The 20,084-nt window shown below is 46.2% G+C and carries 20 protein-coding genes; 10 read left to right on the top strand and 10 right to left on the bottom strand.

Annotation, left to right across the window (positions count from 1 at the left end; genetic code table 11):
* Positions 1-35 precede the first annotated feature (35 nt).
* Positions 36-773 carry a hypothetical protein gene (locus IFU39_RS12460; RefSeq protein ID WP_105600800.1) on the bottom strand — a complete coding sequence of 246 codons (738 nt, stop codon included), beginning with the start codon at positions 771-773 and terminating at the stop codon, positions 36-38.
* A gap of 223 nt (positions 774-996) precedes the next feature.
* Between IFU39_RS12460 and IFU39_RS12455 the strand changes: the two genes are divergently transcribed.
* A complete protein-coding gene (locus IFU39_RS12455; protein ID WP_091015586.1) occupies positions 997-1,944 on the top strand; it encodes a hypothetical protein in 948 nt (315 codons plus the stop codon).
* 36 nt (positions 1,945-1,980) lie between these two features.
* Positions 1,981-2,241 (top strand): NHLP leader peptide family RiPP precursor, encoded by a 261-nt coding sequence (locus tag IFU39_RS12450; protein ID WP_223199858.1) that lies wholly within the window; start codon positions 1,981-1,983, stop codon positions 2,239-2,241.
* A gap of 76 nt (positions 2,242-2,317) precedes the next feature.
* Here the strand turns inward: IFU39_RS12450 and IFU39_RS12445 are convergent, their stop codons facing one another.
* Positions 2,318-4,180 (bottom strand): sensor histidine kinase, encoded by a 1,863-nt coding sequence (locus IFU39_RS12445; protein WP_244660963.1) that lies wholly within the window; start codon positions 4,178-4,180, stop codon positions 2,318-2,320.
* A 189-nt stretch (positions 4,181-4,369) separates the two neighbouring features.
* A complete protein-coding gene (locus tag IFU39_RS12440) occupies positions 4,370-4,651 on the bottom strand; it encodes a hypothetical protein (protein ID WP_017690238.1) in 282 nt (93 codons plus the stop codon).
* A gap of 145 nt (positions 4,652-4,796) precedes the next feature.
* Between IFU39_RS12440 and IFU39_RS12435 the strand changes: the two genes are divergently transcribed.
* From IFU39_RS12435 to IFU39_RS12425, 3 genes are all read left to right on the top strand, one after another.
* Positions 4,797-4,958, top strand: coding sequence for a hypothetical protein (locus IFU39_RS12435; RefSeq protein ID WP_017690239.1), 162 nt, complete (start codon positions 4,797-4,799; stop codon positions 4,956-4,958).
* 121 nt (positions 4,959-5,079) lie between these two features.
* Positions 5,080-5,451 (top strand): hypothetical protein, encoded by a 372-nt coding sequence (locus IFU39_RS12430; RefSeq protein ID WP_091015592.1) that lies wholly within the window; start codon positions 5,080-5,082, stop codon positions 5,449-5,451.
* A gap of 39 nt (positions 5,452-5,490) precedes the next feature.
* Entirely contained in the window at positions 5,491-5,682 is a 192-nt protein-coding gene (locus tag IFU39_RS12425) for a hypothetical protein (protein ID WP_192132946.1), read from the top strand.
* A 102-nt stretch (positions 5,683-5,784) separates the two neighbouring features.
* On the opposite strand, the gene IFU39_RS12420 is transcribed toward IFU39_RS12425, so the two are convergent.
* Positions 5,785-6,999: an MFS transporter gene (locus IFU39_RS12420; RefSeq protein WP_091015596.1), complete on the bottom strand. Its 1,215-nt coding sequence runs from the start codon at positions 6,997-6,999 to the stop codon at positions 5,785-5,787.
* A gap of 255 nt (positions 7,000-7,254) precedes the next feature.
* Here IFU39_RS12420 and IFU39_RS12415 point away from each other — a divergent pair, with 255 nt between their 5' ends.
* From IFU39_RS12415 to IFU39_RS12405, 3 genes are all read left to right on the top strand, one after another.
* Positions 7,255-7,902: a peptidylprolyl isomerase gene (locus IFU39_RS12415; protein WP_192132944.1), complete on the top strand. Its 648-nt coding sequence runs from the start codon at positions 7,255-7,257 to the stop codon at positions 7,900-7,902.
* A gap of 435 nt (positions 7,903-8,337) precedes the next feature.
* The gene (locus tag IFU39_RS12410; RefSeq protein WP_192132941.1) at positions 8,338-8,598 is read left to right on the top strand and encodes a YqkE family protein; all 261 of its coding nucleotides are present in this window, start codon (positions 8,338-8,340) and stop codon (positions 8,596-8,598) included.
* A gap of 206 nt (positions 8,599-8,804) precedes the next feature.
* Complete coding sequence (locus tag IFU39_RS12405; RefSeq protein WP_105600805.1) at positions 8,805-9,599, top strand: SDR family oxidoreductase; 795 nt, start codon at positions 8,805-8,807, stop codon at positions 9,597-9,599.
* Between the two features lie 197 nt (positions 9,600-9,796).
* On the opposite strand, the gene IFU39_RS12400 is transcribed toward IFU39_RS12405, so the two are convergent.
* Positions 9,797-10,558 carry a YwaF family protein gene (locus IFU39_RS12400; RefSeq protein WP_192132939.1) on the bottom strand — a complete coding sequence of 254 codons (762 nt, stop codon included), beginning with the start codon at positions 10,556-10,558 and terminating at the stop codon, positions 9,797-9,799.
* Positions 10,559-10,822: 264 nt separating this feature from the next.
* Between IFU39_RS12400 and IFU39_RS12395 the strand changes: the two genes are divergently transcribed.
* Entirely contained in the window at positions 10,823-11,797 is a 975-nt protein-coding gene (locus IFU39_RS12395) for a ring-cleaving dioxygenase (RefSeq protein WP_105600807.1), read from the top strand.
* Between the two features lie 84 nt (positions 11,798-11,881).
* Here IFU39_RS12395 and IFU39_RS12390 read toward each other — a convergent pair whose 3' ends face one another.
* The 3 genes from IFU39_RS12390 to IFU39_RS12380 form a co-directional block, all read right to left on the bottom strand.
* Positions 11,882-12,589: a stalk domain-containing protein gene (locus IFU39_RS12390; protein ID WP_192132937.1), complete on the bottom strand. Its 708-nt coding sequence runs from the start codon at positions 12,587-12,589 to the stop codon at positions 11,882-11,884.
* Positions 12,590-12,857: 268 nt separating this feature from the next.
* Positions 12,858-13,703 carry a hypothetical protein gene (locus IFU39_RS12385; protein WP_105600816.1) on the bottom strand — a complete coding sequence of 282 codons (846 nt, stop codon included), beginning with the start codon at positions 13,701-13,703 and terminating at the stop codon, positions 12,858-12,860.
* Positions 13,704-13,901: 198 nt separating this feature from the next.
* A complete protein-coding gene (locus IFU39_RS12380; protein WP_017690252.1) occupies positions 13,902-15,179 on the bottom strand; it encodes a methyl-accepting chemotaxis protein in 1,278 nt (425 codons plus the stop codon).
* A 335-nt stretch (positions 15,180-15,514) separates the two neighbouring features.
* Between IFU39_RS12380 and IFU39_RS12375 the strand changes: the two genes are divergently transcribed.
* Positions 15,515-16,948 (top strand): aspartate ammonia-lyase, encoded by a 1,434-nt coding sequence (locus IFU39_RS12375; RefSeq protein WP_192132936.1) that lies wholly within the window; start codon positions 15,515-15,517, stop codon positions 16,946-16,948.
* 120 nt (positions 16,949-17,068) lie between these two features.
* Here IFU39_RS12375 and rpoN read toward each other — a convergent pair whose 3' ends face one another.
* Positions 17,069-18,373 carry an RNA polymerase factor sigma-54 gene (rpoN, locus tag IFU39_RS12370; protein WP_192132934.1) on the bottom strand — a complete coding sequence of 435 codons (1,305 nt, stop codon included), beginning with the start codon at positions 18,371-18,373 and terminating at the stop codon, positions 17,069-17,071.
* 129 nt (positions 18,374-18,502) lie between these two features.
* Positions 18,503-20,050 carry an L-glutamate gamma-semialdehyde dehydrogenase gene (gene pruA / locus IFU39_RS12365; RefSeq protein WP_192132932.1) on the bottom strand — a complete coding sequence of 516 codons (1,548 nt, stop codon included), beginning with the start codon at positions 20,048-20,050 and terminating at the stop codon, positions 18,503-18,505.
* Positions 20,051-20,084: the final 34 nt, after the last annotated feature.

The raw sequence follows: 20,084 nt of genomic DNA, 5'->3' as shown, positions 1-20,084 counted from the left end.
AAAAGAAGAGCGTCCCCTTATGGAGACGCTCTTCTTTATTTCACTTCACTCGAAGTTGATCGTCCAGGAACAGGTTCCTGGGGACCCGGGGCTGGATGCACGTTGCCCTTCTGATTCACAAATCTCTTCAGATCACCCGTTAATTGTTCCTTCAGCTTGTCCACCAGCTGCGTTTCGCTAATGCCTTTTGCCTGAGCAATCTCAGCCAGAGATTTCCCTCCCTGAAGTTGCTCGTGCAATTGAGCAGGCGTGACTCCAATAAACCGGGCAATTTCGCCCTTATCCACCATGGAACGTTTGCCATGGTGGGCAAATTCACGCCGTAAATCACGAAGTGGGGTATTGATGACCTTTTTCAACTTGGTATCCATGTCCGCCTTCGTAGCTGCAGCTTGTTCCTTGGTGAGACAACCTTCGTCTACGGCTTGATCCAGACGTTGCGCCAATGTAGGCTTCAACTTCTGCAATAACTGCTCCTCACTAAGTCCCTTGCGCTCTTTGGCAATCTGGGACAACGTCTTACCCAGTTCCATCTGTGATTTCAGATCCCGAAGGCCAATCCCAAGCAGGTCTGCCGTTTCACCAATCATAAACAAACCGTGTCCTGCCTGCATGCATGGCTTCGCTTGTTTGCCTGAGGAAGTAGCGCTAGACGCATCGTCATGTTCCTCAACTCGAAGTGCTGGATCAGCAAATGCCACAAGTCCTGTTGCTGCTGTTATGACTACGGCTGCCAATCCGGCTGCCATCCATGTTTTCCATTTCATTATCATTTTTCTGCCGCCTTTCCGATGTCGAAATCCTGTGCCTTCCTAGTTTGAGCCTAAAATCCACTTTTTTATGCCATAAAATACAAAAGTCATCATTTTTCTCACAATTGATCACAAAAAATCCTATTTTTTTCATTTTATTTCCGCTATAATGAATGTAACTTCATGATCTATATCAGTTGAACAGTCCTGGACCACCTTATCGCAGGAAGGACGATATGTAATAATGCGGAAAGATTGGTTAGATCCGTTTAGATCCGATCTGGAGGTCGTGTTTGCTTCAGCGGAACAACTCGTACGGGAATATCCCGAACCCTTGTCAGGACATGCATTAGAGCAGCTTCGTTCGGTTAATCCGCTGTTACGAGATTCGGGACACAGTTACATCGGGTACATCATTCCACTTTGGATGCAACACTCAGATAAACTACCCGCAGAGAAAGCACACCAATTAAGTACAGCCTGTCTCATTCACATGTTATATTTTCTGAATCAGGACGACGTGATGGATGAACAACCGGAGAATGCCACATTGAAGTTATCTCTTGGTAATCTATACTACATGGATGCACTTCAATCTTACTCGGAATTATTCGATCCTTCCTCCACGTTCTGGGTCTATTTCAGACAATATGTAGTGGATTGGGCCGTGAGTGTTACGGGTGAGCATTCCATTGATTTTTTCCAACAGAATCCTTTGTTGATTGCGCAAAAGGCTGCCCCTCTGCTCATTGGAGCTACTGGTGCACTGCTTCTGCTGAATCAGTCCGACCGGATCATCCCTGTGTGTTCTGCCATCAACATCACACTCATGACCCTCCAGATGACCGATGACTTCACAGACACGCAACAAGATGCTGTGCATGGAAACTACAACAGCTACCTCTCCCACATATCCGCAGCACTGAATCACAACTATCCAGTTCATCCTCTAAGCGACCGTATACATGACAATGTATACAATACACAACTCATGAACTCTTACGTAGACATTGCTTATCACTATGATCGTACACTAACATCGTCTAACTTAGGAATATCGCATCTTGAGGCGTTTAATTCTTATTTATGTAGCACTTTAGTACAAGCTATTCAGGACATTACACAACGGAAGAAACGGCTCCTCCAAGGCGGGTTTCATCACTGGATTAGCGAGCAACAGTTGGGATTCTGAGCATAAGGACTAAGCTGGTTCAGTTTAATTCTAAATATGAAGGGAATGTTGACGATGATGGTATCAGAGAAAACGTTGCATGAGGATATTATTGAAAAGGCCTGGACTGACGAGCACTTCAGACAACAATTGCATTCCAATCCGAAGCAGGCGCTTCGTGAAGCGTTCGGCATCGTAATTCCGGAGCACATTCAGGTACGTACTGTTGAGGAGCAGCAAAATGACTATGTGCTTGTCATACCTCCCAATCCTTCCAAAGTAAATTATGATGTGAATTGCGGACCTTGGAGAAGTTAATTCGGGTTGAGCTAATCTTGTAGGTAAGAAATCAGGGGTAGGAACAAAAAAGCCGCAGTATCCTTCTGTGAGTTCGTCATTCGACGAACTCGGCAAAAGATACAACCGCTTCTGTTCCTACCCCTTTGGTGCTTGTAAAGCTGATCTGTCCTTGCATCGCTTCAACAATTCGGAATGTCACCATCATGCCCAAGCCTGTGCCTTTGATTTTATTGGAGAAATAAGGCTCGCCCAACCGGGAGAGTGCTTCCTCGTCCATCCCTTCTCCGTTATCCCTGACATGCACCTTAATCATTCCATCCTGCTTGTACGCCCAGATATCAATCTGGCCTTGTCCCTGAAAAGCTTCAATACTGTTCTTGATAATATTGATAAAAGCCTGCTTGAACTTCGAGGAATTGCCTCGAATATATAGATCTGGCGGAATGTCGGTGGTGATTTTACCACCCTCCAGATTAGCCATCGGTACAAGAATGCCTTCAATATGATTGAATTCATCCGAAATATTGAGCGAGATAATATGGTCAAACTCAGGTTTGGCAAAGGTAAGAAAATCCGTTATGATGCCCGAAGCCCGATCAAGTTCTTCCAGTGCAATACGCACATACCCCTTATTTTTGTTGTCTTCCTGCTCTGTCATAAGTTGCAGAAACCCTCTTGTCACCTGAAGTGGATTTCGTACTTCATGGGCAACGGAAGCAGCCAATTCGCTTATAATCTCCATCTTCTCGGAACGCTGCAACTCATTGTTGAACAACTCCAGTTCCTTGGAATACTCTAGAACTTTAGTATGTTTTTCGGCAAAACGACTTCCGAGAATGGCAATCAACGAGATCACAAATGCAACCATGGACCATTTCCACCATAACAGATGATACGTCCCACTCCGCTGATAATACCACAACAGTTCAGCCACACTGATCAAGGCAAATGTACCAAATCCCGTCGCAAGCAGCATAGCTTCCCGATTTCGTTGCAGCGCTTTGGCGATGGTACCCACCAGCAGGATCGTCAGTAGAATGACCAGCACAATGCCAACCACACGCTGCACGAGCAGATTGTATAGGATCTCCCATTGCCCACCTGAAGTAACATAGATAAATAGAGAGAACACAGCGATAACTGAATATATGAATAGTATTTTTCGCAGTTTGGTGAAGATTCCATGCAGTCCTGGCCCGATAATCTGTTCAAAAAAATAACATAGCGCTGGCATACCCAGCAGCATCGCCAGATCAAAGACTACGGAATACAAGTCACCATATACCTGATAGAACGTATACAAAAATTGCGAGTACGTGATGATCATCGTGCCGATGGAACCCATCACGATGCATAGCGAGATCCATAATCCCTTATGGAATTTGCCAAGGAAGAACGTACAACTCAGCATCGTAATCGCTGTGAAAACAAAGGTCGCGCCCAAAATCACATCAATAAGTCCGTTATGAATATATTTCTCCTGTAACGCGGCATAAGGTCCAACCTGAACAGTACCTTGTATCCCCAGACGGCCTTTTTCATTTTGTGACCATACATAAAGCGTGTCACCTGAATTTTCGCTGGATAAGGGCAGCAACACAGCATTATTATCATAATTGTAATGATAGTTTTCGTAGACCTTGCGGTCTTCCAGATAAACAACAATATGATTGCCTTTAATGTTCTCAAATCGAATGGCTGAACTTTCCTCACTCAACTCAGGGATGGTCAGGCGAGTCCATAAAGAATTCGATCGATCCGTATTGCTATACTCTAACTTATCGCTGCCTTGCTTTTCCCATATCTCGTCTGCTCCCTTAACCTCACTGATGAACCCTTGATCGTCAACGTTCCCCCATTTTACTTCCCACCCTGTAATGGATACAGGTTGCTGAACCGCTCCTGTAGTTGCAAAGACTATCCCATGTGGCATGCCTAGAATAATCAATACACTCATCCATAAGATGACGATAGCTTTGGGCACATTTTTCATTCACAGCACCTCAAAGTTCTAATTTTCCCTATCTTAGATTCTCTCATTTATCATTCGCCACCGTTTGTCACGTCACCTTCTTGAGATAAAATGAAATTTCACATTTAAGTCGATTTATAGTCTTATTTCCATTTTATTGTTAAAGTTTTCCGGTTAATCACGCAAGTCTTCGAACTGGTTCACTATCATTTCCCGTTCTTTCTGTTCAACTTGACTGCGAAATTCAAGCCACTGCTCTGTCTCCTCATCATCATAGATGGTCCATATGTCGGAAAAAAGGAAATCCCGTAACTGTACAACTTGCCCGGACCATATACCGCCTACCCAAAACAAACCATCCGGACGACGGATGACGGTACGGGAGAACCCGGGTGTGGACGCCTTTTGTCCGATACGGATGCGTGTGATCATATTGCCCAGTGTGAACCAGTCCACATGAAATTCCTCCCTTACATATTCAAGCTTAATCATAACATAGGCAAAACAGGAAAAGCTGTAAAAACGGTGGCTGCGATTCAATCCTTTGCTCCGGGTGTAATGGTTTCTCAAAGCAAACAAACACGCTAAGGAGATGATGACAATGAATGAGCCACATCGTACGGTTGAGGTGGAACATAAGGATGTTCAGCATAAATCGGATTCAAGTATGGTCGCTTCCACATTTATTAAATATGCCGCATATATCATTATCTTTTTTGGATTCTTATACTTCTTGGTTAAATATGTATTCCCCAAATTCTAAGGCATTCATATCGTAGTGAACACCCGGAGATAATAACCTGTGCAAGATTACAACACTAGCGCTTTGGGTAACTACGGGGTAAGAAGTTTTGGACAACCGACAATGAAAGGAAGTGTTACTCATGTCTGACAAACCAATTAGTAACGAAGAGAGCGACCGCTATTATGACCGTTATCAGAGGTCCCGCGATATTCCCCCAGAGACGGAAGTCCCGGAAGGCGATATGGATACCTTTGATGAAGTTTCCGGCAGACGGATTGTAACGGAAGATTCGGATCTGGCACCCGTAGCCGCAGCCGCTGTGGACGAGCCGGAATTGGATTCACGTTTGGCTGAGACACCGCTGGAATCTGTACCTGATGCAGATCTTCTGCAACCGAACAGTCCGGTTGATCCTGCTGCACCCGATCCGGATGCGTTGCATGGTACCGATCTGCTTAATGGTGCTGGTGCAGATGCTAAACCAGAGAACGACATTCCACCACGCCATTAACGGCTGTTATGACATCCTGAATGAGGAGGTGCATACACGATGAAGGAAGAACGCCAAAAGCATGTGCATGAACCGGATAATCTCGTGACCGAACGAGATATTGACCCGGACTTCGGACTATTCACTGAAGACTCCTTCCCCGAAGCACTTGAGGATGAGGATCAACGTGATGCGGTCGAGCATGCCATTCCCAAAGAGAAGGCTTCTCGTTATCCCTCTACGGATGACTAACTTATATAGATCCGTAGTAGACTTAAAAAAGATGACGTCTGTAATTTCACAGCGTCATCTTTTTTGTTACCTGTAAGTTCACTTACTCTTAGTGATTCAGCATCATCGCTTAGCGGGAACCTTACTTGCCACGGGCAGTTTGTGATCCAATCCTGACCACTTCGCTACAATCGCAGTGATGATCAATGCCACTCCATTAATAATAAATATCCAGCGTATCGGCAGCCAGCCCCCAAGTACACCACCAATGATCGGCCCTGCCATCGTCCCGATCTGGGCAGCGGATTGATTCAGGCTAAAGGCCCTGCCCCGGAAACTCGATGCGGTAGCCTGCACAATCATGGCGTTAATTGCCGGAAATACAGCCGCAAAGAATAAACCATACACAAATCGTAAAATGCCGAATGCGATATAACCTGTTGTAAAGAACTGCAGAAGATTCCCTACAGCCCCACCAACCAGTCCAATAATCAACACTTTACCGTATCCAATCCTTGAACCAATCTTGCCCCACCGCGGCGCCATAATAACGGTTGCTACCCCCACCGCTGAGAAAATAATACCCGAGCTGAGTGAGGCACGATCCGGCTGAACGCCCATCTCCATCACATATACCGTCAATAGTGGCTCCAGAATCATGACGGAGAACGTACATATACCCATCATGCCAAGCACCGTCATAAACAAACGATTCGCTCTCGCTTCACGAATGTCATCCATGACGTGGGAACGAGCTTTGTTCCGGTTGAAGTTCTCTTCTTTTACCCAGAAGGTTGCGATGATTGCTGATACTAACACAACAATAGCTGAAAACAAAAATGCATTCCGGTTGCCATAATAATGACTTACCACGCCACCAATTAACGGTCCAATAATACCACCAGTGGCTCCTGCAGTGGACATAATACCAAGGGCATAACCAGTCTTCTCTTCAGGTGTATTCGTACCTACCAGAGCAATCGCTGCCGGAACAAACCCTGCAAGCAGACCCTGAAACAATCGAACAACAATCAGCGAATACGGGTCCTGCACGAAATAATTGATTAAATACAAGACGGCAAGGCTGTATCCCGACCGGATCAGCATGGGCTTGCGTCCGTATTTATCAGCCAGGGATCCCCAGAACGGAGACACGAGTGCACTCGCGAGAAACGTAATGCCAAATGCCAGTCCTGACCATAACTCCAGGTGATCACGAACCCCCAAGTCAGCACTTAGAAACAGGGGCAGAAATGGAATCGAGATCGAATACGCGGTGCTACAAAAAAATACACCAATCCACAATATGACCAGATTGCGCTTCCACGAGAAGTTCATATACCCGCACGCCCTTTCCGTTACTGACGCCGGGACTGCCGTGTATTGGAGCGGACGGAACAGACCCGTACGTCCCGATGCGGAAGCATTTTCCTTATTTTACACCCATCATTCCACGAAGGCCATCCCTTGTTCACCACAAACACATGTATTACATTGCCATCCTGTCCACAAAAACGGTATGATAGTTGGGTAAATATCCAAATATGATTTGGAGAAAATATATAATGCAGAGATGCAAGGAGGAACGTTTTCATGTCTTTACAGTGGAAAAAAAACACAGTAGTTTCGCTGGTTCTCGCGATGCTGCTTATCGTCATTAGTGGTTGTGGACGCCCTTCGAGTGGCGCTACAGAAACACCAGCTCCAGTTGAACCAACGGGTCCCAATCCGGTAGCTACCATTGAAATGGCAGATGGACAGAAGATCGTCATTGAGCTGTATCCGGAAATTGCACCCAATACGGTGAACAATTTTATTTCACTAGCGAATCAGGGATTCTATGATGGCACAATCTTTCACCGTGTTATTCCAGGTTTCATGATTCAGGGTGGAGATCCAGAGGGCAATGGTCGAGGTGGCCCGGGATATGCGATTAAGGGTGAATTTACATCTAATGGTCACAAAAATCACCTGAAGCATACTCGTGGAGTTATCTCCATGGCGCGTGGGGATAATCTGGATTCAGCCGGATCCCAGTTCTTCATCATGCTCGCGGATGCCGATCACTTGGATAATTCCTATGCTTCCTTTGGTAAAGTAACCGAAGGTTTGGAAGTCGTTGATAACATTGCTGCTCAGGAAATAGGTGAAGGTGACAAACCCGTTAAGGATCAAGTTATGAAAAAAGTCACGGTAGACACCCACGGTCTGGAATATCCAGAACCGGTAAAAATGCCTTAATGAAGTCTAAACAAACAAAAGCTCTGTCCTGCGCGAAAACGCAAGGCAGAGCTTTATTTATTGATTTTAATGATAACGGTTACATATATGACTTTATAAAAAATGACCTCTTCCGGCATCATCCTCAATACATCCATCCCATCAAACGTAACCAGCCGATAATCGCAATCCATAACGGGCAGCTAAAGGCAACACCCCATGCAAGCCCTTTCAGTAAACCACGGTTTACTTCCACGAACAACGACTCCTTTCTCCAGGGAATAGTCGCAGTATCGGTAATAGTATATGATTTTATACCCGTTTTCATTCGTCACGCAACCCTCGTTTTCCTGCTTTTGTTCCGCAGATTCATGGAATGCTTTACGGGAACCTGATATACTATGACTACTGTACGATAAATGGAACCTGATTCATGTTTGGAAAGGAGATTTTCCTATGGCAAAATCCAAAAAACGCCCCCCTGCTCCCAAAGTAGCAGCACAGGATAAACCTACAACACTGAAAGATCTGCTAAGCAGTGATGTGCTGGAGAAACTGAAAGCTCAGGCAGATGAGGCGAAGGCTGCCGAAGCGGCAATTAAGGAGCAGGAACGTCAGCAAGCAGAAGAAGCTCGCCAAGCAGAGCAGAAGCGCCGGGATAACGACTTCGAATATCTGCTGAACAACAGCGCTATGGACTGGAAGAAACATAAGTAAACCAAAGCATGACCTAAGGGTGTCTTCTATCACACAAGCCAAAATAATATTACAGCAGACAGATTATGAAGCTGATCTGCTCACAGAACAGGGCCGTATTGCGGTCCTGTTCTTTTTGATATAGATACATATGATTCATCAGTCTTGAGCCGGGTATGTAGAAGTAGAGCGTACAACGATAATCTAACCATACGGAGGGATCAGAGATGACTGAACAACGTTTGGAAGGCAAAGTCGCAATAGTAACTGGAGGTGGATCGGGTATTGGTCAGGCTACGGCTATTCGTTTTGCCGAACATGGAGCCAAAGTGTACATGCTGGATCGTACACCCGAAACTGCCGAGGAAACGAAGCAGATTATTGAAAAGGCTGGCGGAGAAGCGTATGTGATCGAATGTGATATCTCCAAACCGGATAATGTGCAGAAGGCGATCAATCAGGCTGCGGCTGAAGCGGGTAAGCTGGATATCATATTTGCAAATGCAGGCATTAACGGAACGATGGCCCCGATTGAAACGATGGAAATGGAGGACTGGGACCAGACGATGGAGATCAACATGCGCGGAACCTTTGCAACCGTCAAATATGCCATCCCCCATCTAAAAGAACATGGTGGCAGCATCATAATCACCAGTTCTATCAACGGTAACCGGGTCTTCTCAGGAATCGGATTCTCTGCATACGCTTCCAGCAAAGCGGGACAAACTGCGTTTACAAAGATGGCTGCACTGGAGCTGGCTCGTTATAAGATTCGCGTAAACGCCGTCTGCCCAGGAGCTATCGATACCAACATTGATGATAACACCTACCCGTCGGATGATCTGAAAGAAGTACAGATTCCTGTTGAATTCCCTGAGGGTCACGAACATCCGCTCAAGGGCGAACCTGGAACGTCGAAGCAAGTGGCAAACCTCGTTCTGTTCCTCGCTTCCGATGAAGCCTCCCATGTTACAGGTACACGAATCTATGTGGATGGTGCGGAATCTCTGCTCCGTGGATAACATATAAATAAAAGTTGGCCCGGCCTCATTCAGGGACAACGCCCGAATATCCCGCAAGCGATCTGATCCGTTCAGATTACTGCGGGATGTTTTATATATAGTGAAGAGCATTTCGCATAAATCCAGTGAGCGGTAGAATTCGAATTATGCAAAATGCTGAGAATTATAATACGGGCGGGTGCATGCAAGGATTACCGCTAAACTGCATTGCTTTTACCTTTTTTCACACGATGGTTCAACCAGTCTGGAATGGCAAAGAGCAAAACGTACATTAGCGAGAACAAAACTAGCGCCAGGATCTCTTCCCCAAGGATGTACATGGGATACGGACCTAACATATCTAGCACCGAGGGTGTACTTGGTTTATATCTTAGAAACATGTAATTCGCGTCAAGCATGACATCTACAACGTATACGATTAATGCCGCCACATTCACAAATATCATGGAACCTGCTACAGATCTCCAGCTAGGTCGCAGCTGTTCCACCCAGGTCATGTAGAGTAAAGCCAGAATGATACAGGCATGAGCAACGAAAAATTGAATAAATCGAAAATGTGCATAACCATAACCCAGATTAGGAGTCAGAATCGCCATAAGGGCTCCAGCAATGCCTGCAAACAGCAGCGCAGAATGTAACAGTCGACTGCGTGTCAGTAGTAACAACGCCGATAATAGCAGAGACAGACTGCATAGTTCGAGTGGCAGTGACGTCTGCAGACTCCATATCCCTCCATACACATACCAGAGTTGCAGCACGATTTCGCAGGCAAACATCATACAAGCCAGAACAATTCGCAGTATGCGGCGTGCCCTCTCTGACCATGATCGAAGATGGTGTCGAAGCAAAAACATCAGTACAATCAATGCTGTAATTACGCTAATTGAAACGATATGTGAAGTGGAGAACAGGATAAACGGCTCTGCATCATAAGGGTCCAGCCATGGTGGATACGCCATGCATCTCTTCTCTCCTTTACAAGGATCTCACCAACAGTATCTCTCTTTAATGTTAACTTTTTCATTTTGCCATTGAATGAAATTGCTGTCCAGTTGGAATTCTAAATAAGCATTGTAATTTAAATATCTTTATGTTAAGATAAATTCAGAAACAAAACAAACGAAAAGTTAGTAACTTTCTTAATCGAAATGATAAAAATACAGCACTCAACAAATGTTCAACTGAACATTTACACTATCCCACTTCATCTAGGAGGAATTATTATGCAAATCAAAGGACTTCACCACGTATCAGCTCTAACAGCACATGCCGATCAGAACTATCGTTTCTACACCAACATCATGGGTCTGCGCCTCATTAAAAAAACGGTCAACCAGGACGACGTATCCGTCTACCATCTCTTCTATGGCGATGAAAAAGGGAATCCGGGTACCGAACTTACCTTCTTCGAGATTCCGATGGCTGGACAGACTCGTGAAGGTGTGAACAGCATCTCGGCAACGTCACTGCGCGTTCCAAGTGATGCGGCACTTACGTACTGGCAGCAGCGCTTTGACGAATTCGATGTCTCACATGGAGAGATTGTTGAACGGGGTGGTCGTGCGACGCTCTCATTCACAGACTTTGAAGGACAACGTCTGATTCTGGTCTCGGATGAAAACAATACAGGTGTCGCTGGTGGTAAACCATGGGATCAAAGCCCTGTGCCTGCCGAGTATGGCATTGTTGGCCTTGGCCCTATCCATCTTACGGTAAAAGATGCTTCCCTTACCGCTCCGGTTCTTACCGAACTGCTCGGTTTCAGAGCGAAAGGAAGTTACCCTGCCTTTACTCCAGGTCAACCTGATGTACTCGTTTTTGAATCCGGCGAAGGTGGTAGCGGCTCCGAGGTGCATGTTGAGGAACGGAATGACCTTGCCCAAGAGCGTCCTGGACGTGGCAGCGTACACCATGTTGCGTTCCGTGTGGATAACGAAGAAGAACTGAAACAATGGGTGGAACGGGTTCGTAACTTCCAATTCCCTAACTCCGGTTTTGTAGATCGCTTCTACTTCCGCTCCCTGTATTTCCGTGAAGCAAACGGTATTCTGTTCGAACTTGCAACCGATGGTCCGGGATTTGATACAGATGAAGAAATGGAGCATCTGGGAGAATCGCTTGCTTTGCCTCCATTCCTCGAAGGTCGCCGCGCCGAGATTGAAGCCAATCTCAAACCGCTGGATACCGTCATTCGTTAAACCCAAAAACGATTATCACCATGTGTATTCTGGACTTGATCCAGCTACCTCATTGTTGATAATCGTTTTTTTATTACGTCTATTTTATTTAACCAAGTAAGATGTGGTAAGAGGCACAAACAGCGATGAACCTGGATCTTCAGATACAATCTCGACATAGACAGCATCTGTACCTTTAACATCCACATCTAGACTCATCATACCGCTTTCTGGAGTGATATTGAACTTTTTGAGTGTCGCGAGATCCTGATCATAGATATGAATCTCCTGATTCCCTTTCAGCGCGGCAATTTCCAAGTGCAGAGAAGAATACTTTTTACCCGTATTAATCTGAATATCATCCCCCTGTTTCGTAGGATCATTATGCAGATAAACATCCTTGTAATCCTTGCCTTTATATGTGGTATCCTTAGGATCTTTGGTGTGCCAAGCGGTAGATCCCAGTACGGATGTTCCAAGTGCACTCAGCGTTACTTTTCCGTTGGTTACGGGTGCAGATCCATTCGTTCCGCCAATCAGGACGGATGAAGTTGCACTGTCATAATTGATTTCAGTTCCAAGCAGTGTTCCAACCGCACGAACTGGCAAATACGTTGTTCCGTTATACGTGATCGGCAATACGGTCTTACCGTTAGCATCCTTCGCTGTCACGGTCTCGCCATTCAGTTTCAACGTAATTTTGCTGTTTAGATAGGCTTTGATCTGCTCCAACCCTGTTGCTGCGAGCGCACCAGTACCGATCCCAAGCGTTAATGTGCCTACCATCAAACCCAGAACAACTTTCTTCTTCATCAAAATCCCTCCTGAACGTAAAATGATTTGTCCTTTATACATTTAAACGACTAAAGTGATAATGTCAATTGTTTACTGCATTTTTAGGACATAGTTCCTATCTGTGGGCAGCACAAAACGAGGCTGTATGTCCCGATTTTTTTCAGCCTCGCCCTGTTTCCCACTGTCTGCAAACGCAGATAAGGAGATATTCTGTTCAGATGCTCACTACATTTCACATTCGAGAACTTCCAAAATCCTGCTGCACTACGATATCACCATGATGATATCAATCAAAAGATTCATAATATTCTTCTTCATACACTTCCATGCTGTACTTCAAATCTACGGCCTTCCACTCGCCATCTTGATACTCATAAGTGAATGTCAGATCACCCGCATACAAAGCCGCACCGTAAGATCCTGCTGCTGATACGACAAGTTGGCCATCCTCCACACTGTAATAGGTTACTCCACCGAATCCCAACTCTTTGTTATACACGCCGTCACTCGTATCTTCCTCGATCCGTAAAGGCTCTGCTTGAACACCATCAACGGCGACATCAACATCCACACGGTCTGATCTAACCGTAACTTTTGACTTCACATGCTGTTTCGCAATCTCATCCAGAGATTGCATCTTCATCTCTTCCAGCGTTACCGGATTAATGATACGTGCTTGTCCCAAATAAATACCTGTTCCATGACCTTCTGTGTACAAAACAATAATTTCTTTCTGGCCGTCTCCATTCAGATCCAGCTCGTGCACTTCGGGTTTGTAAGACCCACCTTCTCCCTGCCAATCACTAAATTCTTGCACTTTGCCGTCCACTTCCAAAATCATTCCGTTGTATATATATCCTGAACCCTCAACTTTCATAGGGTATAATCTGACGTTCTCATTCTCTGGAGCTACCGAAACGTATTCCTCTTTCACGGGAATGGATTCCTGTGTTGTCTTCGCTGTGTCATGCAGTTTATCTATATTGGAAGCCTCGACCGTTTCGGTCTGGCTGGATTGATCATCTATGTTAAGCTGTTTTTGCGATTCATTCATGGTTCTGGCAGCCGAAGTTGTACTAATCGTAGCTACCGCCAAAATAATCATCAGCAGGATACCTGTCCAAGTTTTCAATATACTGGGCTCCTTTATCTGTTGTGATAATCCTATTATATCTTCATTTATCGCCTGCAAGTTGCGAATTTGTTAATCTTTCATAAAATAATCTTTACAAATTTTCGTTTTCACGAAAGAACGTTCGGCTTTAACCAGAATAAGCAAATTATCATGCCAAAACTGTTCTCCAAAAACAAAAAAAAGTCCGAACACAGCTTAAGGCTGCATCCGGAATGCTTTGGTTTTGTCCAATAACCGATCGGTTAATTGTCTCAGTTCTTCAGCCGAGGATGAAATCTCCTCCATGATGGCTGTCTCTTCGTGTGCGGCATCCATAATTCGTCTCGCCTCATCCGAGAACGATCCGGCTTTCCCCTGGATCTTCTTCACATGACCGTGCGTTTGCTCCACGCGACCGGTCTGTTCTGCAATCTTGGAACCGATATCATGCGCACCTTTCATAAATACTTCCACTGTTCCTGTCAGTTCATGCAACGTCTGATCCACAGAGACGGTCCGCTCCGATTCATTAACCACGAGACCATGCTGCTCATGAGACAGTTGGGCTGTCTCCCTGATCCGCTGCTGCACACGACTAATCAGCTCATTAATACGGTGTACCGATTCCTTACTTTCGTCTGCCAGCTTGCGGATCTGCTGCGCCACGACTGCAAAACCAGAACCTTCTTCGCCAGCTCGTGCAGCCTCAATGGAAGCATTCAGGGCAAGTAACCCTGTTTCCTCTGCGATGTTTTTGACAGACTGGGTAATTACTTCGATATCGGAGGCTTCCTTCTCCAGCAACAACATAATATCGCGGGAACGATTGTGCGACTCGGCCAGCTCGTCCATCCCTTTCATCAACGATGAGAAAGTCTGTTTTGTATGATCCACAGATCGTTCCATCTGACCCGACATCTCTGTCATGTCCATGGACTGACTATGCATACGCTGGAAATCGTTCAGCATCTCATCCGCAGTGATCAGAGATTGATGGGAAGTGACCTTCTGCTCTTCTACGCCTACCGCAATATGATCTACCGCATCCGACATCATTTCGATCTGTTCAGCGGCCTGGGTAATCGCTTCACTCAGAGACTGTGCGTTCTGTGAAGTCGTTCTTGTACTGTCTGCAATATCATTTACAATGCTTCGAAGGTTAGAAACCATTGCGCGAAAAGCATCATATAATACGGTAAGTTCATCCTGCGTGCGTCGCTGCGGAATTTCGGTTGTCAGATCCCCCGCTGAAACCTGCTGTGCAGCCCGGGACAGATGAACGATTGGACGAGTCAGCCAGCGTGATGCAAACCATCCCAGAATCCCGTTCCAGCATACTCCCATGATCAAAATGATCGATATGTATACCCAATTCGGAATATCTAATGTAATCCAGTCTTTGACAAAAAATATAAAAAAGCCGCTAGTTCCGTAGGTAATAATCGAAATCAGTACCAAACCTGCGACAGTCTTTGCTCCTAAAGTCCATTTCATGTGCACACCCCGTAGTCCTTTTTTCCTATTTTACCAATCAAGTACCAAATATCATGTGATATACATCACTGAAAACGTTCTATTCCCCCCATACTTGCCGTTCATGCATGACTTCTCTACCATAAAGCGCATAATGTATAAGACAAGCTTGGACACTCCTCCCCTTTCTTGAAAATTGAATAATATTCCATTTAATATCCCTAATTTTATTTATTATCGGCACAAGAGGCCAAATGATTTAGATTGGCATCCATTTTGCTTAAATGATATACTGAGTGCGCTTCAGCAATGCTGAAGCCGAACTATTTTTATTGATGCCACTGGAGGCGAACGAGATGTCTACTATGTCCACACGGACGGAGAAAGATTTTATCGGTGAAAAAGAAATCCCGGCTTATGCTTATTACGGAATTCAGACGGTACGGGCCGTGGAAAACTTCCCGATTACCGGCGTTCCGGTACACCGGGAGCTGATCACGGCTCTGGCTGCGGTGAAGAAGGCGGCAGCCATTACCAACATGGAGTTGAAGATGCTGCCAAGCAAGATTGGCGATGTGATTGTCATGGCCGCTGAAGAAATGATGAAAGGCCATCATCTGGATCATTTTATTGTAGACTCCATTCAGGGCGGTGCAGGCACCTCCATGAATATGAATATGAACGAAATTCTGGCCAACCGCGGACTGGAACTGTTAACTAAAAGCAAGGGAGACTACTTCCATTGCAATCCCAATAATCATGTAAACATGTCCCAGTCTACCAATGACGTGGTACCTACAGCACTGCGTATTGCGGCGTACCAACTGTCGGAGACGTTACTCGCTACCATGAAAAGACTGCAGGAGGCGTTCCATAAAAAAGAGGTCGAATTCAACGATGTGGTTAAGGTTGGCCGTACCCATCTTCAGGATGCCGTGCCTATTCGCCTTGGACAAGAATTCGGTGCTTATGCCCGCGTCATCGGACGGGATATAGAGCGTCTTGAATTCGCCAATCGCCGCCTGCTTACCATTAACATGGGTGCAACTGCGGTAGGTACTGGACTTAATGCCAAACCCGAATATATCGTCAAGGTTACAGAGCACCTGTCTGATGTTACCGGACTACCACTACAAACAGCTGAGGATCTCGTGGATGCAACGCAGAACACAGATGCCTATCTGGAACTTTCAGCGGCGCTGAAGGTATGTGCGGTCAGCCTTTCCAAAATCTGTAATGATATTCGCTTGATGGCTTCAGGTCCGCGTGCAGGATTCAATGAATTGCTCTTGCCACCGCGTCAGCCAGGTTCGTCCATTATGCCTGGCAAAGTCAACCCGGTTATGGCGGAAGTCATTAACCAGGTATCCTTCCAGGTGATGGGGAACGACCATACGATCTGTATGGCGTGTGAAGCCGGTCAATTCGAGCTGAATGTCATGGGCCCAGTTATTGCGTTCAACTTGCTGCAATCCCTGAAAATTATGAATAACGGTATCGATGTTTTCACACGTTATGCAGTGGAAGAGATGGAAGCTAACCGTGAACGCTGCGAATTAATCATGAAGCAAAGTTTCAGTGTGGTTACGGCGTTAAACCCACACTTAGGTTATAATGTGGCGGCTTCCATTGTGAAGGAAGCGCTCAAAACTGGACTTACCTTGCAAGAAATCATTCTGGAACGCGGACTGCTGACACCGGAAGAACTGGAAGAGATTCTTCATCCGGAGCAGATGACTACACCAGGGATTGCCGGAGAACACTTCCTGCGTAATATGGAACGTATGTAGGTAATCAGGAAAACTGATGCAGCAACCCAAACACGAATAATTACCAAGAATCCCCGCAGACCGTTCATCCGGTTTGCGGGGGTTCTTTTATTCAGAGAAGATAAGACGCCAGCTATTCGATTAAGCCCACCGTTTACGCTCAAGGGAAGGCAGAATCTGAAGTTCCTCCCTGTACTTGGCAACCGTTCTGCGGGAGATGACAATCCCCTCCTCGGCGAGCAGTGTGGCTAAATGACTATCCGAGTATGGACGCTGAGCCTGTTCCGTGCGAATGATTTCTTTTAATCTACGTTTCACCGCTGATGCTGATGTTTTATCCCCTGACGTTGTACGGATTCCCGAGGCAAAAAAAGCCCTGAGTTCATATACACCGTGCGGGGTCTCAATGTATTTACCGTTCACCGCACGACTTACCGTTGATTCATGCATGCCAATCTTCTCTGCAATAACAGCCAGATTAAGTGGTTTTAGCGTGGATGGGCCTTTGACCAAAAAGTGCTTCTGCTCTTCCATCACTGCCGCCAGCACACGCACTAAAGTCCTGCGCCGCAAGTGTACACTCCGAATGATCGCCCTCGCCTCTACCACGCGGGTAGACCAGATTGTGTCCGGAGCCTCTTCCCTGATCCAGCGGATGCACGCTTCATTCATCGATACACGAGGGTTACCTGCCACATGCAGGCTAAAATGGGCCTCACCGTTACGCAACCCTACGATGGCATCTGGAATAATGTAATGTGGTCGTTCTGTACATCCGATGGATCGACAGGGCTTGGGGTCAAGACGTGTAATATAGTCATAGGCAGTCTGAGCTTCCCGTGAAGTCATGCCTAATCGACTCCCTGTTTTACCTGGGTGAAAAGGAACCAGTGCTTCCAATCCCGCTTCCACCATCCGCTCCGCATACAGCGCAGCCGATGAATCACGTCTAATCTGGAGCAACAGACATTCCTGCAAATTCCGCGCTCCTACACCAGCAGGGTCCAGTGATTGGAGAACCTCCAGTCCCGCTGCAATTTTGCTCATCGGTTGCTCAATTGCTGCTTGCACCTCTGCCAGTTCAACTGTCAGATAACCATCATCATTAACGCACCCTGCCAAATATACTGCCATATTTTCCATTTCGACTGGAAGTGTCATCACTCGAATTTGGGCAATCAGCAACTTTTCCAGTGTAGGTTCTGCACCTCTGACCTGAAGCAGCGGATCGTAGGAATCATACCTGCGCTGGTCCATTCGCCGTGGAATCCGGGCGAGGGGCGCAGCTTGTTCTTCCAGTTCAAGAACTGGATTTTCTTCCGCCGCATCCAGTAAGTAACGAGTCAGATCCTGTCCGGACATCGTTAGCAAATGAAAGGATTGTTTCATCTTCGGCGTGATGGACAGCCGAATACGTTGTTCCTGTACCAACTGAACACCTAACATCCGTTACCCTCCTTATGCCTTCGGCAATAAGCATCTGTGTTTCTTATACGAACAAAAGGATTTGCAGGGATAATAGCATACTATTCAAACGATTGTAAGCAGATTTCAGTCGGATCATGGATAATCTGTTTAGTATTTCTCCGATACCAGCTTCGCCTGTGTAAACAGCAGTAGATAGTCTCTTCCACCTGCCTTGGAATCCGTGCCTGACATGTTAAATCCACCAAATGGATGCGTGCCCACCAGTGCTCCGGTACATTTCCGGTTGAAATATAGATTACCCGCAAAGTACTCGCGTCTTGCCTGTTCCAGATGTTCACGATTACGTGAGATCACCGCGCCGGTCAGACCATAGTCTGTATTATTGGCGATATCCAAAGCATCCTGGAAAGATTCTGCTTTGATGAACGCAAGCACAGGTCCAAAAATCTCATCTTGAGCAATTCGGGCTTTCGGGTCAACATCGGCAATTATGGTTGGTTCAATGAAATAACCTTCAACATTCCCTGTGCCGCCACCGTGCACAAGACGCCCCTCACCCTTACCGATTTCAATATATTCCGTGATCTTTGCATAGGCCTTGTCATCGATAACCGGCCCAACCTGACTGCCCACTTCAAGCGGACTACCCATCGTCAGTTTCTGTGTCCGTTCAATCACTTTTTGCAATACTTCATCATATACATCCTTATGAATAATGGCACGGGAACACGCCGAACATTTCTGTCCAGAGAAACCAAATGCCGAAGCGGTAATGGACTCTGCCGCGAGTTCCAGATCACTGTCACTGTCTACTACGATGGAATCCTTGCCGCCCATCTCTGCAATAACCCGTTTGATCCACTTCTGACCTGGAGCTGTACGTGCTGCACGTTCATTAATTCTCAGCCCTACATCTCTGGAACCGGTGAAACTGATAAACCGGGTAAGCGGATGATCCACGAGATAATCACCAACTTCACTACCTGGCCCTGGTAAAAAGTTGACGACGCCATCCGGCAAGCCCACTTCTGCGAGCAGTTCCATAAACTTCGCCGCAATCACAGGAGTTGTACTTGCTGGCTTTAACACCACCGTGTTGCCGGAGACCAGTGCAGCAGAGGTCATGCCTGCCATAATCGCCAGCGGGAAATTCCAAGGTGGAATAACAATGCCAACACCCAGCGGTATATAACTCAGTTCATTATCTTCCCCTGCAATCCGCACGAGGGGCTGGGGTTCACTCAGTCGCTGCATATCCCGTGCATAGAATTCCATAAAATCAATGGCTTCCGCTGTATCCGCATCGGCTTCAGGCCAGGTCTTGCCGGCTTCATAGACCATCCATGCGGAGAATTCATGCTTGCGACGGCGCATAATGGCAGCTGCTTTGTACAGATAACGAGCCCGTTCATTCGGATCGGTATATTTCCAAGTGTGGAATGTCTCCGCTGCTGTCTGAATGGCCTTTTCGGCCAATTCCTGATCTGCCTGATGGATCGTTCCGACAACTTGATTCTTGGCCGCGGGGTTCACGGACGTTAACGTGCGGCTGCTTGTTATTTTTTGCCCACCAATAATAATCGGGTATTCCTGCCCAAGTTCAGCTTCTACCTGACGAAGTGCGTCTTCAAATGCTTCCTGGTTCGCCTGGACCGCAAAGGGTGTGAATGGTTCGTTAACAAAAGGGATATTCATCAATGATTCCTCCTTCAGGATGTGGGATTCGCTG

The sequence above is a fragment of the Paenibacillus sp. CFBP 13594 genome (assembly GCF_014842675.1).
Classification (GTDB): Bacteria; Bacillota; Bacilli; order Paenibacillales; family Paenibacillaceae; genus Paenibacillus; species Paenibacillus amylolyticus_B.
Note: the sequence above shows the minus strand (reverse complement) of the source record. Positions and strands in the feature narration are given on the sequence as shown.